The organism is Caulobacter sp. GW821-FHT09A05 (assembly GCF_059418465.1).
Genome location: NZ_JBWKPX010000044.1, coordinates 1 through 16994 on the forward strand (window position 1 = coordinate 1; position 16994 = coordinate 16994).

The window sequence follows — 16994 nt, forward strand, 5'->3', positions numbered from 1 at the left end:
GGGCCCCCGGCCTGCCCAAGACCCGCTCGGGCAAGATCATGCGCCGCATCCTGCGCAAGATCGCCGAGAACGAACTTGCCAGCCTCGGCGACACCTCAACCCTCGCCGACCCCTCCGTCGTCGACGACCTGGTGAAAAATCGCGCCAAGGCCTGATGCGCCAGGGGCTGAAACTCGGCTAGGCTTGGCCCATGCATGGCCAAGCCCTCGTCGTTGCGTTCGTGATGCTGGCCGCCCCCGCGGTCGCCCGCGCGCAGGACGCCGGTCCCGACTGGCTGCGCCGGATCGAAAGCGGCGAGGTGGCCCTGGAGGCCCATACCGATTCCAGCGGCCGTGGCGGCCAGGTGCGGGCGATGATCGACATCGCCGCGCCGCCCCAGGTGGTCTGGGCCACCATCCTCGACTGCGAGCGGGCCGCCCGGATGACGCCCAGCGTCAAGCGCTGCACCGTGCTGTCGCGCGACGCCGCCGGCCGCGTCGAGCTGCGCGAGCACGTGGTCAAGTGGAGCTTCCTGCTGCCCGCCTTGCATTCGACCTCGCGGCTGACCCTGGAACCCTACCGGCGCATCGGTTTCCGCTGCGAGGGGGGCGACATCAAGGATTGCGAGGGCCAGTGGCTGCTCGAACCCCTCGATGGCGGCCGGGCGACCCGCGTCACCTACGAGAACCGCGCCACCGCTCCCTTCGGCCTGCCGAACGGCGTGACGACCATGGCCATGCGCCGCGACGTCCCCGCAGCCCTGCGGGCCCTGCGCCGCGAAAGCGTGGCGGCGTCGCGATGACCGCGCCACAACCGCCCGGGCCTGACGGACTTTGGCTGTTCGACGGCGTCTGCAACCTGTGCTCGGGCTCGGTCCGGGCGGTGCTGGCCATCGACCGCAAGGGCCTGATCCGCTTCACGCCCATCCAGTCGGCCTACGGGCGCCAGTTGGCCCTGGACCACGGGATCGATCCGGACCAGCCGACGAGCTTCCTGTTCCTCGACGGCGGCCGAGCCCTGGAGAAGAGCGCGGCGATCCTGGCCCTGCTGCGGCGGCTGGGCCCGCCCTGGTCCTGGCTGGCCGTGGTCGACGTCCTGCCGAGCGCCTGGCTGGACAGCGCCTATGACGGGCTGGCCGCCAACCGCTACCGACTGATGGGCAAGCGTTCGACCTGCATGCTGCCCACGCCCGAACAGAGGGCCCGCTTCATGCTGGAGCCGCCCGGCGCATGAGCCCAGGCCCATGAACGAAGACCGAAAACGCATCGTCCTGGTCGGCGCCAGCGGTGTCTTCGGCCAAAGGCTGGCGGCGATGATCGCCCGCTGGCCCGATGTCGTCCTGGTCCTGGCGGCTCGCAACCTGGCGCCGCTGGAGGCGCTGGCGGCCGATCTGGCCAGGACCAGGCCGGCGGCGAAGATCGAGGTCGCCCGACTGGACCGCCTGGATCCCAAGGGCCTGCCGGCCCTGGGCGCCTGGGCGGTGGTCGACGCGGCCGGGCCGTTCCAGGGCCAGGACCACGCCTTCCCCCGCGCCGTGCTGGCGGCCCGCGCCCACTATGTCGACCTGGCCGACGCCCGCGATTTCGTGGCCGGGTTCGAGGCGGCGCTCGACGGCCCGGCGCGGATCGCCAAGCGCTGGGCGATCACCGGCGCCAGCTCGACCCCCGCCCTCAGCCACGCCGCCCTGGACGCCATGACCGTCGGATGGACCCGGATCGACCGCGTGGAAGCGGCGATCTCGCCCGGCGCCCGGGCGCCCCGCGGCCTCTCGGTGATCCGCGCCATCCTGGCCTGGACCGGCGAACCGGTGCGGATGTTCGCCAATGGCCATTGGACCATCCGCCCCGGCTGGAGCGATCCGCGCCGCACGCCTTTTCCAGGCCTGGGCCGCCGCTGGACCAGCCTGGCCGAGACACCCGACCTGGACCTGCTGCCCGCCCGTTTCCATGTCCGCCGAGACGCGGTCTTTCGGGCCGGGCTGGAGCTTCCGGTCCTGCACCTGGGCCTGTGGGCGCTGAGCCTGTTGCGGCGCGCGCGGCTGGTCCGCGGTCTGGAGCCCCTGGCCGTCTTGCTGGGCGAGGCCGCGGGCTGGGTCGCGCCGCTGGGCTCGGACCGCGGCGGCATGGTGGTCGGCGCCGAGGGCCTCGACGCCGACGGCGTTCGACGTCTGGCCCGCTGGTCCCTCTACGCCGAGGCGGGCGCCGGCCCCCACACCCCGGCCGCGCCGGCGGCGGCGACCTTGCGCGCCCTGCTCGACGGCCAGCTGGGCGACCCCCGCGCCGCGCCGTGCGTCGGCCTGCTGGAACTGGATGCGATCCTGCGCGAACTGGACGGCCTGCCGATCCGCACCAAGCTGGAAAGCCAGGGCCCGGACGCGCCCGGCCTGTTCCGCCGCCTGCTCGGCGACGCCTGGGAGGCCCTGCCCGACGTCGTCCGCGACGCCCACGCGGGCCTTGAGCCCGTCGCCCTGACCGGCCGGGCCCGAGCGCGCGGCGCGCCCGGCCTGCCCGCCCTTGTCCGTCGCCTGCAGGGCTTGCCGCCCGCCGGCCTCCACGCGACGGCGGTGACGATCACCCCGACCGCGGACGGCGAACGCTGGATCCGCCGGTTTGGCGACCGGACCTTCGGCTCGACCTTCGGCTCGACCATCGCGCCGGCTCGCGACGATCCCTGGACGTTCGAGGAGACCGCCGGCCTCCTGACCTTCCGCTTTTCGGTCGCGGCTTACCCGGGCGGCTTCTCATGGATCTTCGAGAGCTGGCGCCTGGGCCCCTTCCCCCTACCCCGCGCCTGGGCGCCGCGCATCCGGGCCCGGACCTTCGCGCGGCCCCACCGGGATGGGATCAACGCCTACCGATTCCGCGTCCTGGTCGCCCATCCTTGGCTGGGCGTGATCTTCAGCTATGCCGGCCACCTTTCATGACAAGACGGTAATCTTGGCGCCCTGGGCCCGGGTGCTAGGGTCGCGCCCTCAAGCTTTCGGAGCGCCGTCCTCATGATCCGTCCCGCCGCCAAGGTCGCCGCCGTCGCGCTGGCCCTTTCGACCACCGCCCTCTCGTCGATGACCTTGGCGCCGTTCGCCCAGGCCCAGACGAAGCCGGTCGCCGCGGCGACGGCCGGGGTGACGGTGCCACCGATCGTCTACAAGGAGCGGACCCTGGCCAATGGTCTCAAGGTGTTCACCTCCCGAGACGCCACCACGCCCAACGTGACGGTGCAGGTCTGGTACGGGGTCGGCAGCAAGGACGACCCGGAAGGCCGTTCGGGTTTCGCGCACCTGTTCGAGCACCTGATGTTCAAGTCGACGCGCAACATGCCCAACGAGTTCTTCGACCGGCTGACCGAGGACGTCGGCGGTTTCAACAACGCCTCCACCTACGACGACTTCACCAACTATTACGAGGTGGTGCCGGCCAACCACCTGCAGCGCCTGCTGTGGGCCGAGAGCGAACGCCTGGGTTCGCTGGTCATTGACGACGCGGTGTTCAAGTCCGAGCGCGACGTGGTCAAGGAAGAGCTGCGCCAGCGGGTCCTGGCCAATCCCTACGGCCGGTTCTTCGCCCTGAACATCACCAAGGCCTCGTTCGTCGACCACCCCTACAAGCGGCCAGGCATCGGCTCGATCGAGGAGCTGGACGCGGCCACGGTCGACGACGTGCGGGCCTTTCACCAGGCCTATTACCGCCCGGACAACGCCGCCCTGATCGTGGTCGGCAATTTCGACGAGGCCCAGCTGAACGCCTGGGTCGACCAGTATTTCGGCCCGCTGAAGGCCCCCGCCACGCCGATCAGGCAGGTGACCGCGGTCGAGCCGGCCCGCACCGGACCGAAGGTCGTCACCACCTACGGCCCCAACGTGCCGCTGCCGGCCGTGGCCATGACCTGGCTTGCCCCCGCCGCCGCCGATCCGGACGTCCCGGCGCTGGCGGTCCTCGACGCCATTCTGTCGGCCGGCAAGTCGTCCCGCCTCTATGACAGCCTGGTCTACGACCAGAAGATCGCCCAGCAGATCTTCTCCTCGGCCCCCAACAACGCCCAGCCGGGCCTTTTCTACGTCGGAGCCATCATGGCCGGCGGCAAGACGGTCGAGCAGGGCGAAGCCTCGCTCGGCGCCCAGATCGCCAAGCTGCGCTCGGCCCCACCCACCGCCGCCGAACTGGCCGAGGCCAAGGCCGGCCTGCTGGCCGACGCCGTTCGCGGCCGCGAGACCATCGACGGCCGCGCCTTCGCGATCGGCTACGCCCTGCGCACCGAGGGCGACGCCCAGCGGGCCAATACCGACTTGGCCGCCCTGCAGGCGGTGACGGCCGCCGACGTCCAGCGCGTCGCCGCCAAGTACCTGGCCGACGACCGCAGGGTGACGGTCCGCTACCTGCCGGAATCGGCCAAGCCGGCCGGCGCCAAGGACCCGTTCGAGGCGCCCAAGCTCACGCCCTCGGTCACCTACAGCGGCCCGGTCACCGCCCTGGCGCCCGAGGCCGAGCGCGTGGCCCCGCCCGCCCCGGGCGCGCCGGTGTCGCCGGTCCTGCCCTCGCCCGTCGAGAAGACGCTGGCCAACGGCTTGCGGGTCATCGTCGCCAAGTCCAGCGACCTGCCGCTGATCACCGCCGACCTGACCGTGCGTGGCGGTTCGGGCGCCGACCCCGCCGGCCTGGCCGGCGTCTCCAGCCTGACCGCCGAGCTCTTGACCGAAGGCACCAAGACCCGCACCGCCACCCAGGTGGCCGCCGCCACCGAGGCCCTCGGCGCCAATCTGGCGGCCGGCTCGGGCTGGGAGGCCACGTCCCTGACCCTCAGCGTCACCGCCGACAAGGCCGCTCAAGGGCTGTCGATCATGGCCGACGTCGCCCAGAACCCGACCTTCAGGGCCGAGGAGCTGGAACGCGTGAAGGCCGAGACCCTGGACGGCCTGTCGGTCAGCCTCCAGCAGCCCGGCTCGGTCGCCGGCTTCGTCACCCCGACCGTGATCTACGCCGGCTCGGGCTACGGTCATGTGGCGGGCGGCACGCCCGGCTCGCTGCCGAAAATCCAGCGCGACGCCCTGGTCAAGACCCACGCCGCCAATTGGCGTCCCGACAACGCCATCCTGGTGCTGACCGGCGACCTGACGCCCGAGCAGGGCTTCGCCCTGGCCGAGAAGGCGTTCGGCGGCTGGGCCAAGCCGGCCGGTCCGCCCCCGACCCCGGTCAAGGGTCCGACCCGCTACACCGCCCGGAACGTGGTCGTCGACCTGCCCGGCACGGGCCAGGCCGCCGTCGTGGTGACCAAGCCGGCGATCCTGCGCGCCGACCCGCGCTACTATGCCGGCCTCGTCGCCAACGGCGTGCTGGGCGGCGGCTATTCCTCCCGCCTGAACCAGGAGATCCGCATCAAGCGCGGCCTCTCGTACGGCGCCGGCTCCAGCCTCTCGCCGCGCGCGGCCATCGGCGGCTTCTCGGCCAGCGTCCAGACCAAGAACGAGTCCGCCGCCCAGGTGGTGGGGCTGATCAAGGACGAATTGACCCGGCTGGCCGCCGAGCCAGCGTCGGCCCCCGAGCTGGCGGCGCGCAAGTCGGTGCTGGTGGGCGGCTTCGGTCGTGACCTCGGCACCTCGGAAGGCCTGGCCGACATCCTTGGCAACCTGGCGATCTACGGCGTCCCGCTGAACGAGATCCAGGCCTATACCGGCAAGGTCGAGGCGGTCAGCGCCGCCGACGTCCAGGCGTTCTCCAAGGCCGTTCTGGACCCCGCCCAGACCAGCGTCATCGTGGTCGGCGACGCCAAGGCGATGGGCGACGGCGTCAAGGCGGCCCTGCCGGCGGCGGTCCAGATCCCGATCGACCAGCTGGACCTCGACAGCCCGACGCTGACAAAGGGCAGGTAGCCCAAACGGTTGTCATCCCGAGCGGCGCGCGCGGCGCGAAGACCCGGGACGACGCCTGAGCGCCACGCTTCCGGTGGTCTCGGATAACGGCTTCGCCGTTTCCGGGATGACAGGCTATGGAAACGGGGCGCGCTTCGGAGCAAGGCATGACGGACACTCCTCCAATCCATTCGGCCGCCGCTCAGCTCGCCTCGCCCTCCTATCGCCTGGCGGCGCTGGACCAGGATTTCCTGCTCGGCGAATCGATGCGCGGCGTGCGTTTCCTGCTGGAGTTCGCCAAGGCCGACGAGGCTCTGCGAGCCTGGGGCGTGCGATCGACCATCGTGGTGTTCGGCAGCGCCCGCGTGCGCGAGGATGGTCCCGGGCGGCAGGCCCACTGGTACGCCGAGGCCCGGCGCTTCGGCCGCCTGGCGTCGGAGCGCGGCGGCGCGATCCACGCCACGGACGGGGTGCGCGACAACGTCATCGCCACCGGAGGCGGGCCGGGGTTGATGGAGGCGGCCAACCGCGGGGCCAGGGACGCGGGCGCCCCGTCGATCGGCTTCAACATCACCCTGCCGCACGAGCAGCAGCCCAACCCCTATGCGACGCCCGACCTGTCGTTCCGCTTCCACTACTTCGCCATGCGCAAGATGCATCTGGCGATGCGGGCCAACGCCCTGGTGGTGTTCCCGGGCGGTTTCGGCACTTTCGACGAACTTTTCGAGATCCTGACCCTGCGCCAGACCGACAAGGCCCCGCGCATTCCCATCGTGCTGTTCGACGAGGCCTACTGGCGCGCGGTGATCCATTTCGACAGCCTGGTCGAGCACGGCATGATCAACGCCGCCGACCTGGAGCTCTTCCGCTTCGCCGAGAGCGCCGAGACGATGTGGTCCAGCCTTCTGGCCTGCGGCCTCAAGCCTGGCGAGTCGATCGAGCTGGAGCCCGAACAGGTTCCGCCGGAGGAGCCGGCCGTCCCGTGACCGAGGTCGATGTCGCCATCATCGGGGCTGGCGCCGCCGGCCTGGCCGCCGCCGCGACCCTGGCGTCCACGCCGCTGAACGTGGTGGTGCTGGAAGCCCAGGGCCGGATCGGCGGGCGGGCCCACACCGTTTCGCTGGCCGGCCTGCCCCTCGACCTGGGCTGCGAATGGCTGCATTCGGCCGATCGCAACCCGCTGGTCGCGGCGATCGCCGCTTCGGGCCAGACGATAGACAAGACCCCGCCGCCCTGGGCCCACCCCGAGGCCACGATCAACTTCAGCCCCACCGAGCGCCAGGCCTATGGCGAGGCCTTCGCGGCGTTCGACGCGCGGGTCGAGGCGGCGGCCGGCGAGGCGACCGACCGGCCCGCTTCGGACCTGCTGGAGGCCGACGACCGCTGGAATCCGCTGCTGAACGCCTTCAGCGCCTACTACAACGGCGCGGAGTTCGACCAGGTCTCGGTCAAGGACTACGCGGCCTATGAGGACAGCGAGGTCAACTGGCGGGTCGTCGAGGGCTATGGCGCGGGGATCGCCGGCCTGGCCCCGCATGGCGCACGAATCGTCGGCGACTGTCCCGTCTCGTTGCTGCGCCATGACGGCCCACGCCTGGCGCTGGAAACGCCCCGGGGCGTGGTCCAGGCCCGGGCGGCCGTCGTCTGCGTTCCCACCGCCGTCCTGGCGGCGGGCGCCTTGCGGATCCTGCCCGAGCTGCCCCTCAAGCTGGCTGCGGCCGAGGGCCTGCCGCTCGGTTTGGCCGACAAGGTCTTCCTGCGGCTCGACGAGCCGGAGGCCTTCCCGGTCGAGGCGATGGTCTATGGCGCCAGCGATCGGATGGCGACGGGCTCCTATCACCTGCGCCCCCTGGGCCGCCCCATTATCGAAGCCTTCTTCGGCGGAGCCCACGCCCGCGCCCTGGAGGCCGAGGGTCCCGGCGCGGCGGCGGCGTTCGCCATCGACGAGCTGGTCGGGATCTATGGCGCGGGACTACGGCGGCGAGTGACGGTGCTGGCGCAAACCGCCTGGGCGACCGATCCCTGGGCGCGGGGTTCCTATTCCCACGCCCTGCCTGGCCGAGCCCGCGACCGCGCCGTGCTGGCCGCGCCCGTGGACGGCCGACTGTTCTTCGCCGGCGAGGCCTGCTCGCCGCATGCGTTCTCGACGGCGCATGGCGCGTGGGAGACGGGAGAGCGCGCCGCGCAAGAGGTGCTGGCGGCGTTGCTCTAGGAACCGCGCGCTCACCCCGGTGGACGCCGGGCGAGCGAACCGAACGATCAGGCCTTGGGCTTCGGCTTGGCGGGCGTCTTGGCGGCCGCCTTCGCCGCCGAAGGCGCGGCGCCTGCAGGGCCCGCCGAAACCGTCGCCGGCTTGGCCAGCAGGTCGCGGATCTCGGTCAGCAGCTTTTCCTCGGGCGTCGGGGCGGTCGGCGCCGGCTCTTCGGCGTCGGCGCGACGGATCTGGTTGACCAGCTTGACTAGCAGGAACACCACCACGGCCACGATCAGGAACTGGATCACGGTGTTGATGAAGGCGCCGTACTGCACGGCCACCTTCTCGACAGCCGTCGTCGCCGGGTCCTCGGGCTTGAGCACCCATTCCAGCTTGGAGAAGTCCAGTCCGCCCATCAGCAGGCCGATCGGCGGCATGATCACCTGGTCGACCAGGCTCTTGACGATCGAGTTGAAGGCCGCACCGATGATGACGCCGACCGCCAGGTCGATGACGTTGCCGCGCGCGATGAACTCGCGAAATTCCTTGACGATGCTCATGCAGGACCTCTTCCGACTGGCGCGAAAAGCTGAGCGCGTTCGCCCCCTGGGGTCAAGCGTCCGGGGGCGATCTACTCGTCGGCGTTCAGGCGGCCGCGCAGTTCCTTGCCGCTCTTGAAGAACGGCACGTGCTTGGCGCGCACGTCGACGGTTTCGCCGGTGCGAGGATTGCGCCCGGCGCGCGCCGGGCGCGAGCGCACCGAAAGGGCGCCGAAGCCGCGGAGCTCCACGCGCCCCCCCTCTTCCAGAGCGCCGATCATGCGCTCGAGAATGACGCCGACGACACGCTCGACGTCCTTCTGGGTCAGGTGCGGATTCTCGTTCGCGAGCCTGGCGATGAGTTCGGACTTGATCATCGATATCCCCGACGCGGCATGGCGGTCCAGGGGAGGCAGGACCCGCCGCGCGTGCGACCTTTGCCCAAGCAAGCCTGAGTCTTCAAGGGGAAAGCTTGATATTGGGGTCGGGTTTGCAGTCGGATCGGTTAACGGCGGCCCCAAAGAAAACGGCGGCCGGATCGCTCCGGCCGCCGCTCTTTGGTCTTCGCGATAAGGCGAAGGCTTAGTCCTTGGTGGCCCGCTCGCGCAGGGCCGCGCCCAGGATGTCGCCCAGCGAGGCGCCGGAGTCCGACGAGCCGAACTGCTCGATGGCTTCCTTTTCCTCGGCCATTTCCAGCGACTTGATCGACATCGAGACGCGGCGAGCCGCCTTGTCGATGTTGGTGATCTGAGCGTCGACGCGGTCACCCACGGCGAAGCGCTCGGGGCGCTGTTCCTGACGGTCGCGCGACAGGTCCGACTTGCGGATGAAGGCGGTCATCAGGGCGTCGTCTTCACCGAAGCGCACTTCGATGCCGCCGGTGGTGACTTCCGTCACCGTGACGGTCACGGTCTGGCCCTTGCGGTAGGTGTCGCCCGACATCGGATCGCCGCCCAGCTGCTTGATGCCCAGCGAGATGCGCTCCTTCTCGACGTCGACGTCCAGGACCTTGGCCTTGACGATGTCGCCCTTCTTGTAGCGGGCCATGGCTTCTTCGCCCGACGCGCTCCAGTCGATGTCCGACAGGTGCACCATGCCGTCGATGTCGTTGTCGAGGCCGATGAACAGACCGAATTCGGTCGCGTTCTTGACTTCGCCTTCGACGGTCGAGCCGACCGGGTGGGTTTCCAGGAAGGAATCCCACGGGTTGGCCAGGGCCTGCTTCAGGCCCAGCGACACGCGGCGCTTGGACGGATCGACGTCCAGCACGACCACGTCGACTTCCTGCGAGGTCGAGACGATCTTGCCGGGGTGGACGTTCTTCTTGGTCCAGGACATTTCCGAGACGTGGACCAGGCCTTCAACGCCGGCTTCCAGCTCGACGAACGCGCCGTAGTCGGTGATGTTGGTGATGCGGCCCGTGAACTTGGCGCCGACCGGGTACTTGGCTTCGACACCATCCCACGGATCCGACTGCAGCTGCTTCATGCCGAGGCTGATGCGCTGGGTGTCCGGGTTGATCTTGACGATCTGGACCTTGACGGTGTCGCCAACGGCCAGGACTTGCGACGGGTGGTTGACGCGCTTCCAGCTCATGTCGGTGACGTGCAGCAGGCCGTCGATGCCGCCCAGGTCGACGAACGCACCGTAGTCGGTGATGTTCTTGACGACGCCTTCGCGGATTTCACCCTCTTGCAGCTGCGACACCAGTTCGGTGCGCTGCTCGGCGCGGGCTTCTTCCAGGATGGCGCGACGCGAGACGACGATGTTGCCGCGCGGACGGTCCATCTTGAGGATGGCGAAGGGCTGTTCCTTGCCCATGAGCGGGCCGACGTCGCGCACCGGGCGGATGTCGACCTGCGAGCCGGGCAGGAAGGCCGAGGCGCCGCCCAGGTCGACGGTGAAGCCGCCCTTGACGCGACCGACGATGGCGCCGAGCACGGGTTCGTTCTTGGCGTAGACGCCTTCCAGGCGGGTCCAGGCTTCTTCGCGCTTGGCCTTTTCGCGGCTGATGACCGCTTCGCCCAGGGCGTTTTCCAGGCGTTCCAGGAAGACTTCGACGGTGTCGCCGATCTTCACGGTGGCCTTGCCGGCTTCGTCGACGCCGAATTCCTTCAGCTGGACGCGGCCTTCGGTCTTCAGACCGACGTCGATGATCGCGAAGTCCTTCTCGATCCCAACGACCTTGCCCTTGACGACGGTGCCTTCAGCGAAGTCGCGGCCGCCCATGGAATCGTTGAGGAGCGCTTCGAAATCGTCGCGCGTGGGGTTGAAGCTCATATCGTCAGCCATGCTGATCTTTGGTCTCTAGGTTGAGGGAAACCCTTGGGTGAGCGCCGTCGGATGACGGTTCTCGGGATTCCGGTGATGTGGGTTTTGATGCGATCCGCCGCGTTCCTTGAGCGGCGGCGAGGCGGGCGGTGGATTAGCCCTTGGGGTTTCCCCACCGGGCGCGCGCCGTCTCGACGATGCGGCGGGCCGCATCGAAGGCCTGGGATATAGTCATTTCCGACGTATCAAGCAAGACGGCGTCGGCGGCCTGGGTCAGCGGGGCCGAAGCACGACCGCTGTCGCGCGCGTCGCGCTTGCGGATGTCGGCGAGGATTTCATCGAAAGTCACGTCCTCGCCCTGGCCGACAAGTTGCTTCCAGCGACGATCCGCGCGCACCTCGGGATTGGCGGTGACGAACAGCTTGGCTGGCGCCTCGGGGGCGATGACCGTGCCGATGTCGCGGCCGTCGATGACGCTGCCGGGCTCGCGGGCGGCGAAGTCGCGTTGCAGGTCGAACAGGGCCGCGCGAACGCCTGGATGCACCGCCACGCGGCTGGCGGCCTCGCCGGCCTGGCGGGTCCGGACCTCGGCGTTTTCGAGTTCGGCCAGGTCCAAGCCGCGCGCGGCGGCCTCGGCGACGGCCGCGTCATCCAGGTCGCCGTGGGCATGCAGCAGGCGCACGCCCACGGCCCGGTACAGCAGGCCAGTGTCGAGCATCGCATAGCCGTAGAGCTTGGCCAGGCGCGAAGCGACCGTGCCCTTGCCCGAGGCGGCCGGACCGTCGACAGCGATGACGAAGGCCACGACCTAGGCCTCGACCAGGTCGCCGCCCAGACCGCGCATCATGTCGGCGAAGCCGGGGAAGCTGGTGGCGATCATGCCGGGCTCGTCGACCGACACGGGCGCTTGGGCCGCCAGGCCGAGGACCAGGTGGCTCATGGCGATCCGGTGGTCGCCATGGGTCTCGACCATGGCCCCGCCGCGCGGCGCCTGGCCGGTCCCCCGGACGATGAAGCCCTCGGGCTCCTCCTCGACATCGACGCCGCAGGCCTCGAGGCCGGCGGCGGTCAGGGCGATGCGGTCGCTTTCCTTGACGCGCATCTCGCCAATGCCGCGCATCACCGTCTCACCCTCGGCGAAGGCCGCGGCCACCGCCAGGATCGGATATTCGTCGATCATCGCCGGGGCGCGCTCGGGCGGCACGACGACGCCCTTCATATGGGGCGAATACCGGGCGGTGATGTCGCCGACCTGCTCGCCGCTGCTCTCGCGAACGTTCGAGATCGTCAGGTCCGCGCCCATCTCCTGCAGCGTCGCGAACAGGCCGGTGCGCAGTTCGTTGAGCATCACGCCCTCAACGGTCACCTCCGAGCCCGGCGCGATCAGGCCGGCCACCAGCGGGAAGGCCGCCGACGACGGGTCACCCGGCACGGACACATGGGTTCCGGCAAGCTTCTGGCCGGCCGGCAGGCGGATGTGACGCACGCCGCCCTTGTCCTCCACCAGGACCACGGCCCCGAAGGCGCGCAGCATGCGTTCGGTGTGATCGCGGGTGGCTTCGGGCTCGATCACCTCAACGCCCCCCTCGGCATGCAGGCCGGCCAGCAGCACGGCCGACTTCACCTGGGCCGAGGCCATCGGCAGCTTGTAGGACAGCCCGCGCAGGTTGCCGCCCTTCAAGGTCAGCGGCAGGCGGCCCTTGTCGCGGCCCAGCCAGGTCGCGCCCATCCGGGCCAGCGGGTCCAGCACCCGGCCCATCGGCCGGCCGCGCAGGGAATGGTCGCCGGTGAAGGTGGCGCACAGCGGAAAGCCCGCCGCCGCGCCCATGATCAGTCGCACGCCGGTGCCGGCGTTGCCGCAATCGACCACGTCCGAGGGCTCGGCGAAGCCGCCATGGCCCTCGATCCGCCAACGGCCGCCCCCCTCCTGTTCGACCCGCGCGCCGAAGGACCGCATGGCCTGGGCGGTCGCCAGCACGTCGGCGCCCTCCAGCAGACCCTCGACGGTCGTGGTCCCCGAAGCCAGGGCGCCGAGGATCATCGAACGGTGGGAAATCGACTTGTCGCCGGGGGCCCGAACGGTTCCCCGCAAGGCCCCGCCGGGCGTGCTCTTCAGTCCAGCCGCCGTCATGCCGAAACCGGCTCCTTGGTCATGGTGGTTTTCGCGAGGGGATTGCTTTTGACAGCGGCCCTTCGTCATGGCAAGTGACCGGCCGCTTTTCCCATCTGGATCAAAGGGTCGCCGCCTTGGCCAATCCCGAATTGGGCGCAAAACAGATTTGCCCCAACTGCCAATCGAAGTTCTACGACCTGGGCCGTCGCCCGGCCGTCTGCCCCAAGTGCGGCGAGACGTTCGACCCGGAAGAGGCGCTGAAGTCGCGCCGCGTGCGCGCCCGCGCCGTCACGCCGGACTACGACGCCGAGGACGAGAAGGAAGCTCCGGCTCCCAAGGAGGTCGACGGCTACGAGGACGAGGTCGATGAGACCCCGGAAATCGACGAAGCCGCCGAGGAAGTCGTCGAAACCGACGATGACGACAGCGATCCGACCGTCGCCCCGGCCCCGGCCGGCGACGACCTGGGCGTCGATTTCTCGGAGGACGAGGATCTCGCCGAGGACGAGGCCGACGACGTCCCGTTCCTCGAGGACGAAGACGACGAGGACGTCCTGGACGACGAGATCGAAGGCCTGCCGGGCGCGGACGACGACGACTAAGCTCGTCCGCACACCCTGGATTTCTTCGGAGAAAACTTGATCGAACAACGATCGAAAAATTTTCCGAAAAAAGTTCGCCGGGAGGGTTGATCCAAAAATCCTCCCGGCATAGGTTCCGCGCCTCTTCGGGGGCCACCCACTCGGAACCGTCGAAGAGACTGAGGAATACCAACGCTTCCCGCCGGGAAACTTGGGAAAACCTTGGGGCTATAGCTCAGCTGGTAGAGCGCTTGAATGGCATTCAAGAGGTCAGCGGTTCGACTCCGCTTAGCTCCACCAAAACGGCCGCTTCCCTAAAGGGAGCGGCCGTTTCCATGTCCGGCGTCCGGTTCCGCGACGCCATCAGCCCGCCCACAGCTTCCGCGCCTCCTCGGCGATGACGTCCGGATGTTCCTCGGGCCAGAACAGCGTGGCCTTGGGCGGGCGGCGCACGCCCCGCGAATTCGGCGCCGGCGCAGAGCCGCCTCGATCCTGACCACCTTCGGAACCTCGCGCGACATCACGCTGGAGGAACTGCGGGTGGAATGCATGTTCCCCGCCGATGACGGGACGGCCGCCTTCATGCAAGGCGCTGGCGGGGCAAGCCACCCAGGGTTCGACACAACCTCTGGCGCCAAACTTGCTGTGGAGCCTCCGAGCAGGAGGTCAGCATGAACATCAACGCCAGCCGTGGAACGACCGAGACCTACCGACGCGAAAATCCCGTCCTGGCCCCTCTGACCCTGGATAGGGCCGGCGGCGCGGTGTTGGCGGCGGTCAAGGATCAGGTGTTCGAGGCTTTCGACGCCGACCACGACGGCAAGGTGTCAACGCAGGAGATCGCCAAGCTCGGCAATAACGACCCGGACAAGCTTGCCGACAAGCAGGCCCTGGTCTCGGCCTTCGACCGCAATGGCGACGGGGCGCTCGATTCCGGCGAGTTCGGCGCCTCCAGGCTGCTGGACAGCAAGAACCTCCAGACTCTGCTGGGCGCGCAGGACGAAGCGGGCGTCGCCGCCTGGCTGGTCTCGCGCGCGGACACCGACGGCGACGGCGCGTTGTCCGCGGCGGAGTATGCGGGCGTGGCGTCTTCCAGCGTCTCCTCGGGCGGGACCGGCGTGGATGGCGAAGGTGTCCTGGACTCGGTTGAAGAGGTCAACGCCTGGACATTCGGCGCGACCGACGCCGACCAGGACGGCCGGTTGTCGGCGCAGGAGCTGGCGGCCAAGCTCGAGGCCGCGCCGCAGATCTTCCGGTTCGGCGACTCCAGCCGGGCGAGCGGCGTCCTGGCCGCCCGCAACGACGGCGATGGCGACGGCGTCCTGTCGGCCGACGAGCTGGCGACGGCCGCCAAGGCCCAGAACTTCGACCCGGGAGCCGTCGACGACCTGATGCGGTCGGCCGACCGCGATGGCGACGCCAAGCTCTCCGCCGACGAGCTGCGGGCCGCCAGCCAACGGCGGCCGCAACCGTCCGAGCTGGACCGGGTAGGCGTCGGGCCCGCTCTGCCCTCCGCCGGCGAAGCGTTGCTGGCGCGCCTGCTGGGCTCGACCTTGCGGAGCTTGAGCGACCAGATGGCCTCGGAGCTGGGCGGGGCCCTGAACCGGACAGCTTAGGGCGCGTCGGGAGAAGGCGCGAGCCGATTGGCCCGGCGAACGCGCTCCGAACTTCTGGCCCGAGAGCCTGTCTGTCGGTGTCTAGGCGCCGCGGGCCACGAACCAGCCATTGCGAAAGCCCTGGTCGGCCTTGCCATAGGTGAAGGCCTCGCCCTCGGGCGTGGTGAACCGCCCCCCCGCGGCGACCAGGATGGCGTGGCCGGCGGCGGTGTCCCACTCCATGGTCGGCCCGTGGCGTGGGTAGATGTCGGCCGCGCCCTCGGCGATGCGGACCAGCTTGATCGAACTGTCCATCGGCGCGCGCAGGGAGAAGCCGTACTGAGCCGCCAGCTCGGCCGCCCGCTCCTCCTTCATCGTGTGGCTGACCAGGGCCAGGGCCTGGCCCTCCGGCCACGCCCGCGCCGCGACCTTGGTCTCCGCGCCGCCGGGCGCCTCGCGCTTTACCACGCCGTCGGCGCTGGTGAACCAGACCTCGCCCGTCGCCGGGGCGCAGATGGCGCCCGCCACCGGAACGCCGCTGTCGATCAGGCCGATATTGACCGTGAAGTTGGGATCGCCGCGCACGAAGGCCTTGGTGCCGTCGACCGGGTCGACCAGGAAGAAGCGCGGGCCGATGGCCTCGGGCGCGCCGAACTCGCAGGCATGCTCCTCGGAGATCGCCGGGATCTCGGGAAAGCGTTCGGCCAGCCGGGCCAGGATCAGGCGCTCACCGACCTTGTCGGCCTCGGTGACCGGGCTCTCGTCAGCCTTGCGGACCACGTCCAGTTCGGTGCGCCAGAACGGCAGGATGACCTCGGCCGCCGCCTCGACGATCGTCGCCAGGTCGCGGCCGTAGTCGGCCAGGTTCGCATGGGTCATTCAGCTGCCTCTGGGATCGTCGCCGACGAACAGCAGGGTGACGCGCGTCGCATCGACCGTCTGCTTGCCGGCGTCTTCGAAATTGACGGTCACGCGATGGCCGATCACCGACTGCACCTGGCCCAGGCCCCAGTCGGGCTGGTCGGGATGGCGCACGAGGACGCCCGGCTCGAGAAACGGATCCATGACGCGCTCCTGATAGGCCGCCGCCCCGCTGGAGACCAGTCCCGTTTGCCAAAGTCCCAAATCACGCCAAAGATCGCGCCATGACCGACGCCGCCTCCAAGCCCGCCTCCGCCTCGCCCGAACTGGACGTGAACGGTCCCGACTTCGCCGCCCTGGTGGCCGCCCGCCTCTGTCACGACTTCATCAGTCCGGCCAGCGCCATCGTCTCGGGCCTGGACCTGCTGGAAGATCCCTCCGCCCAGGACATGCGCGAGGACGCCATGAGCCTGATCTCGTCCAGCGCCCGCAAGCTGGCCGACCTCCTCCAGTTCACGAGGGTCGCCTTCGGCGCGTCCGCTTCGGCCGAGAATTTCGACTCCCGCGAGCTGGAGAAGCTGGCCCAGGGCGTGTTCGCCCACGTGCGCCCGACCCTGGACTGGGCGATCCCGCCCTCGACCATGAACAAGGCCACCGCCCGCGCGATCCTGAATATCGCCCAGATCGCGGCCAGCGCCCTGCCGGCCGGCGGCAAGGCGACGCTGCGGGCCGTGGTCGCCGACGATCGCGCCGCGATCACCGCCCACGCGGCCGGCCCTCGCGCCCGCCTTCGGCCGGAGGTGCTGGCGGGGCTGAAGGGCGAGGCCCTGGCCGAGGGCCTGGGCGGCCCCTGGGTGCAGGCGGCCTATCTGAACGCCCTGGTCCGCGCGGCCGGCGGCCAGGTTGGTGTCGAACTGGGCGAAGACCAGGTCACCCTGGCCGCCTGGGTCCCGGCCTGAGCCTTCTGGGCGATAAAACCGCGAAGATTGTGATCGCCGTCACCGCTCCTTAACACCCTC

At 69.9% G+C, this 16994-nt stretch carries 16 protein-coding genes, 1 tRNA gene and 1 pseudogene; 11 read left to right on the forward strand and 7 right to left on the reverse strand.

The window, feature by feature from the left end:
* The 7 genes from AC07NX_RS24755 to AC07NX_RS24785 form a co-directional block, all read left to right on the forward strand.
* On the forward strand, positions 1–155 hold a 155-nt coding region (locus AC07NX_RS24755; RefSeq protein ID WP_494645632.1), incomplete at its 5' end, for a hypothetical protein.
* A 35-nt stretch (positions 156–190) separates the two neighbouring features.
* Positions 191–781, forward strand: coding sequence for an SRPBCC family protein (locus tag AC07NX_RS24760; protein WP_494645582.1), 591 nt, complete (start codon positions 191–193; stop codon positions 779–781).
* Positions 778–1212, forward strand: a complete 435-nt coding sequence (locus AC07NX_RS24765) for a thiol-disulfide oxidoreductase DCC family protein (RefSeq protein ID WP_494645584.1) — start codon at positions 778–780, stop codon at positions 1210–1212. Before AC07NX_RS24760 ends, AC07NX_RS24765 begins: the two co-directional genes overlap by 4 nt.
* A gap of 10 nt (positions 1213–1222) precedes the next feature.
* Positions 1223–2902, forward strand: a complete 1680-nt coding sequence (locus AC07NX_RS24770) for a DUF4166 domain-containing protein (RefSeq protein ID WP_494645586.1) — start codon at positions 1223–1225, stop codon at positions 2900–2902.
* Between the two features lie 72 nt (positions 2903–2974).
* The gene (locus AC07NX_RS24775) at positions 2975–5842 is read left to right on the forward strand and encodes a M16 family metallopeptidase (protein WP_494645588.1); all 2868 of its coding nucleotides are present in this window, start codon (positions 2975–2977) and stop codon (positions 5840–5842) included.
* A 146-nt stretch (positions 5843–5988) separates the two neighbouring features.
* On the forward strand, positions 5989–6807 hold the full coding sequence (locus tag AC07NX_RS24780) for an LOG family protein (RefSeq protein WP_494645590.1): 819 nt from the start codon (positions 5989–5991) through the stop codon (positions 6805–6807).
* The gene (locus AC07NX_RS24785) at positions 6804–8033 is read left to right on the forward strand and encodes a flavin monoamine oxidase family protein (protein ID WP_494645592.1); all 1230 of its coding nucleotides are present in this window, start codon (positions 6804–6806) and stop codon (positions 8031–8033) included. Before AC07NX_RS24780 ends, AC07NX_RS24785 begins: the two co-directional genes overlap by 4 nt.
* A gap of 140 nt (positions 8034–8173) precedes the next feature.
* Here AC07NX_RS24785 and mscL read toward each other — a convergent pair.
* The 5 genes and pseudogenes from mscL to aroA form a co-directional block, all read right to left on the reverse strand.
* Positions 8174–8575 (reverse strand): annotated as a pseudogene (gene mscL, locus AC07NX_RS24790) (large-conductance mechanosensitive channel protein MscL); the annotation flags it as partial.
* Positions 8576–8646: 71 nt separating this feature from the next.
* Positions 8647–8931, reverse strand: coding sequence for an integration host factor subunit beta (locus AC07NX_RS24795; protein ID WP_007676040.1), 285 nt, complete (start codon positions 8929–8931; stop codon positions 8647–8649).
* Between the two features lie 205 nt (positions 8932–9136).
* Complete coding sequence (rpsA, locus tag AC07NX_RS24800; protein ID WP_035080285.1) at positions 9137–10846, reverse strand: 30S ribosomal protein S1; 1710 nt, start codon at positions 10844–10846, stop codon at positions 9137–9139.
* A gap of 133 nt (positions 10847–10979) precedes the next feature.
* A complete protein-coding gene (gene cmk / locus AC07NX_RS24805) occupies positions 10980–11630 on the reverse strand; it encodes a (d)CMP kinase (RefSeq protein ID WP_494645595.1) in 651 nt (216 codons plus the stop codon).
* Positions 11631–11633: 3 nt separating this feature from the next.
* Positions 11634–12956, reverse strand: a complete 1323-nt coding sequence (aroA, locus tag AC07NX_RS24810; protein ID WP_494645597.1) for a 3-phosphoshikimate 1-carboxyvinyltransferase — start codon at positions 12954–12956, stop codon at positions 11634–11636.
* A gap of 116 nt (positions 12957–13072) precedes the next feature.
* On the opposite strand from aroA, the gene AC07NX_RS24815 reads away from it, so the two are divergent.
* The 3 genes from AC07NX_RS24815 to AC07NX_RS24825 all read left to right on the forward strand — a co-directional run bounded on the left by AC07NX_RS24815 (position 13073) and on the right by AC07NX_RS24825 (position 15135).
* Positions 13073–13540 carry a TIGR02300 family protein gene (locus tag AC07NX_RS24815; RefSeq protein ID WP_494645599.1) on the forward strand — a complete coding sequence of 156 codons (468 nt, stop codon included), beginning with the start codon at positions 13073–13075 and terminating at the stop codon, positions 13538–13540.
* Between the two features lie 203 nt (positions 13541–13743).
* Positions 13744–13819 (forward strand) — tRNA-Ala (locus AC07NX_RS24820).
* Between the two features lie 371 nt (positions 13820–14190).
* Positions 14191–15135, forward strand: a complete 945-nt coding sequence (locus tag AC07NX_RS24825; RefSeq protein WP_494645601.1) for an EF-hand domain-containing protein — start codon at positions 14191–14193, stop codon at positions 15133–15135.
* 81 nt (positions 15136–15216) lie between these two features.
* On the opposite strand, the gene cysQ is transcribed toward AC07NX_RS24825, so the two are convergent.
* Both cysQ and AC07NX_RS24835 read right to left on the reverse strand, forming a co-directional pair.
* Positions 15217–15993 (reverse strand): 3'(2'),5'-bisphosphate nucleotidase CysQ, encoded by a 777-nt coding sequence (cysQ, locus tag AC07NX_RS24830; protein WP_494645603.1) that lies wholly within the window; start codon positions 15991–15993, stop codon positions 15217–15219.
* Positions 15994–16179 (reverse strand): DUF3553 domain-containing protein, encoded by a 186-nt coding sequence (locus AC07NX_RS24835; RefSeq protein WP_035080297.1) that lies wholly within the window; start codon positions 16177–16179, stop codon positions 15994–15996.
* A gap of 80 nt (positions 16180–16259) precedes the next feature.
* Here AC07NX_RS24835 and chpT point away from each other — a divergent pair, with 80 nt between their 5' ends.
* The gene (gene chpT / locus AC07NX_RS24840) at positions 16260–16934 is read left to right on the forward strand and encodes a histidine phosphotransferase ChpT (protein ID WP_494645605.1); all 675 of its coding nucleotides are present in this window, start codon (positions 16260–16262) and stop codon (positions 16932–16934) included.
* Positions 16935–16994: the final 60 nt, after the last annotated feature.

Excerpts from the sequence above, each read along its gene's own strand:
- cysQ (WP_494645603.1), bottom strand. The coding sequence starts at position 15,993 with ATGACCCATGCGAACCTGGCCGACTACGGCCGCGACCTGGCGACGATC.
- aroA (WP_494645597.1), bottom strand. The coding sequence starts at position 12,956 with ATGACGGCGGCTGGACTGAAGAGCACGCCCGGCGGGGCCTTGCGGGGA.
- AC07NX_RS24775 (WP_494645588.1), top strand. The coding sequence starts at position 2,975 with ATGATCCGTCCCGCCGCCAAGGTCGCCGCCGTCGCGCTGGCCCTTTCG.
- AC07NX_RS24825 (WP_494645601.1), top strand. The coding sequence starts at position 14,191 with ATGAACATCAACGCCAGCCGTGGAACGACCGAGACCTACCGACGCGAA.
- AC07NX_RS24780 (WP_494645590.1), top strand. The coding sequence starts at position 5,989 with ATGACGGACACTCCTCCAATCCATTCGGCCGCCGCTCAGCTCGCCTCG.
- AC07NX_RS24770 (WP_494645586.1), top strand. The coding sequence starts at position 1,223 with ATGAACGAAGACCGAAAACGCATCGTCCTGGTCGGCGCCAGCGGTGTC.
- rpsA (WP_035080285.1), bottom strand. The coding sequence starts at position 10,846 with ATGGCTGACGATATGAGCTTCAACCCCACGCGCGACGATTTCGAAGCG.
- AC07NX_RS24835 (WP_035080297.1), bottom strand. The coding sequence starts at position 16,179 with ATGGATCCGTTTCTCGAGCCGGGCGTCCTCGTGCGCCATCCCGACCAG.
- chpT (WP_494645605.1), top strand. The coding sequence starts at position 16,260 with ATGACCGACGCCGCCTCCAAGCCCGCCTCCGCCTCGCCCGAACTGGAC.
- AC07NX_RS24760 (WP_494645582.1), top strand. The coding sequence starts at position 191 with ATGCATGGCCAAGCCCTCGTCGTTGCGTTCGTGATGCTGGCCGCCCCC.
- AC07NX_RS24765 (WP_494645584.1), top strand. The coding sequence starts at position 778 with ATGACCGCGCCACAACCGCCCGGGCCTGACGGACTTTGGCTGTTCGAC.
- AC07NX_RS24795 (WP_007676040.1), bottom strand. The coding sequence starts at position 8,931 with ATGATCAAGTCCGAACTCATCGCCAGGCTCGCGAACGAGAATCCGCAC.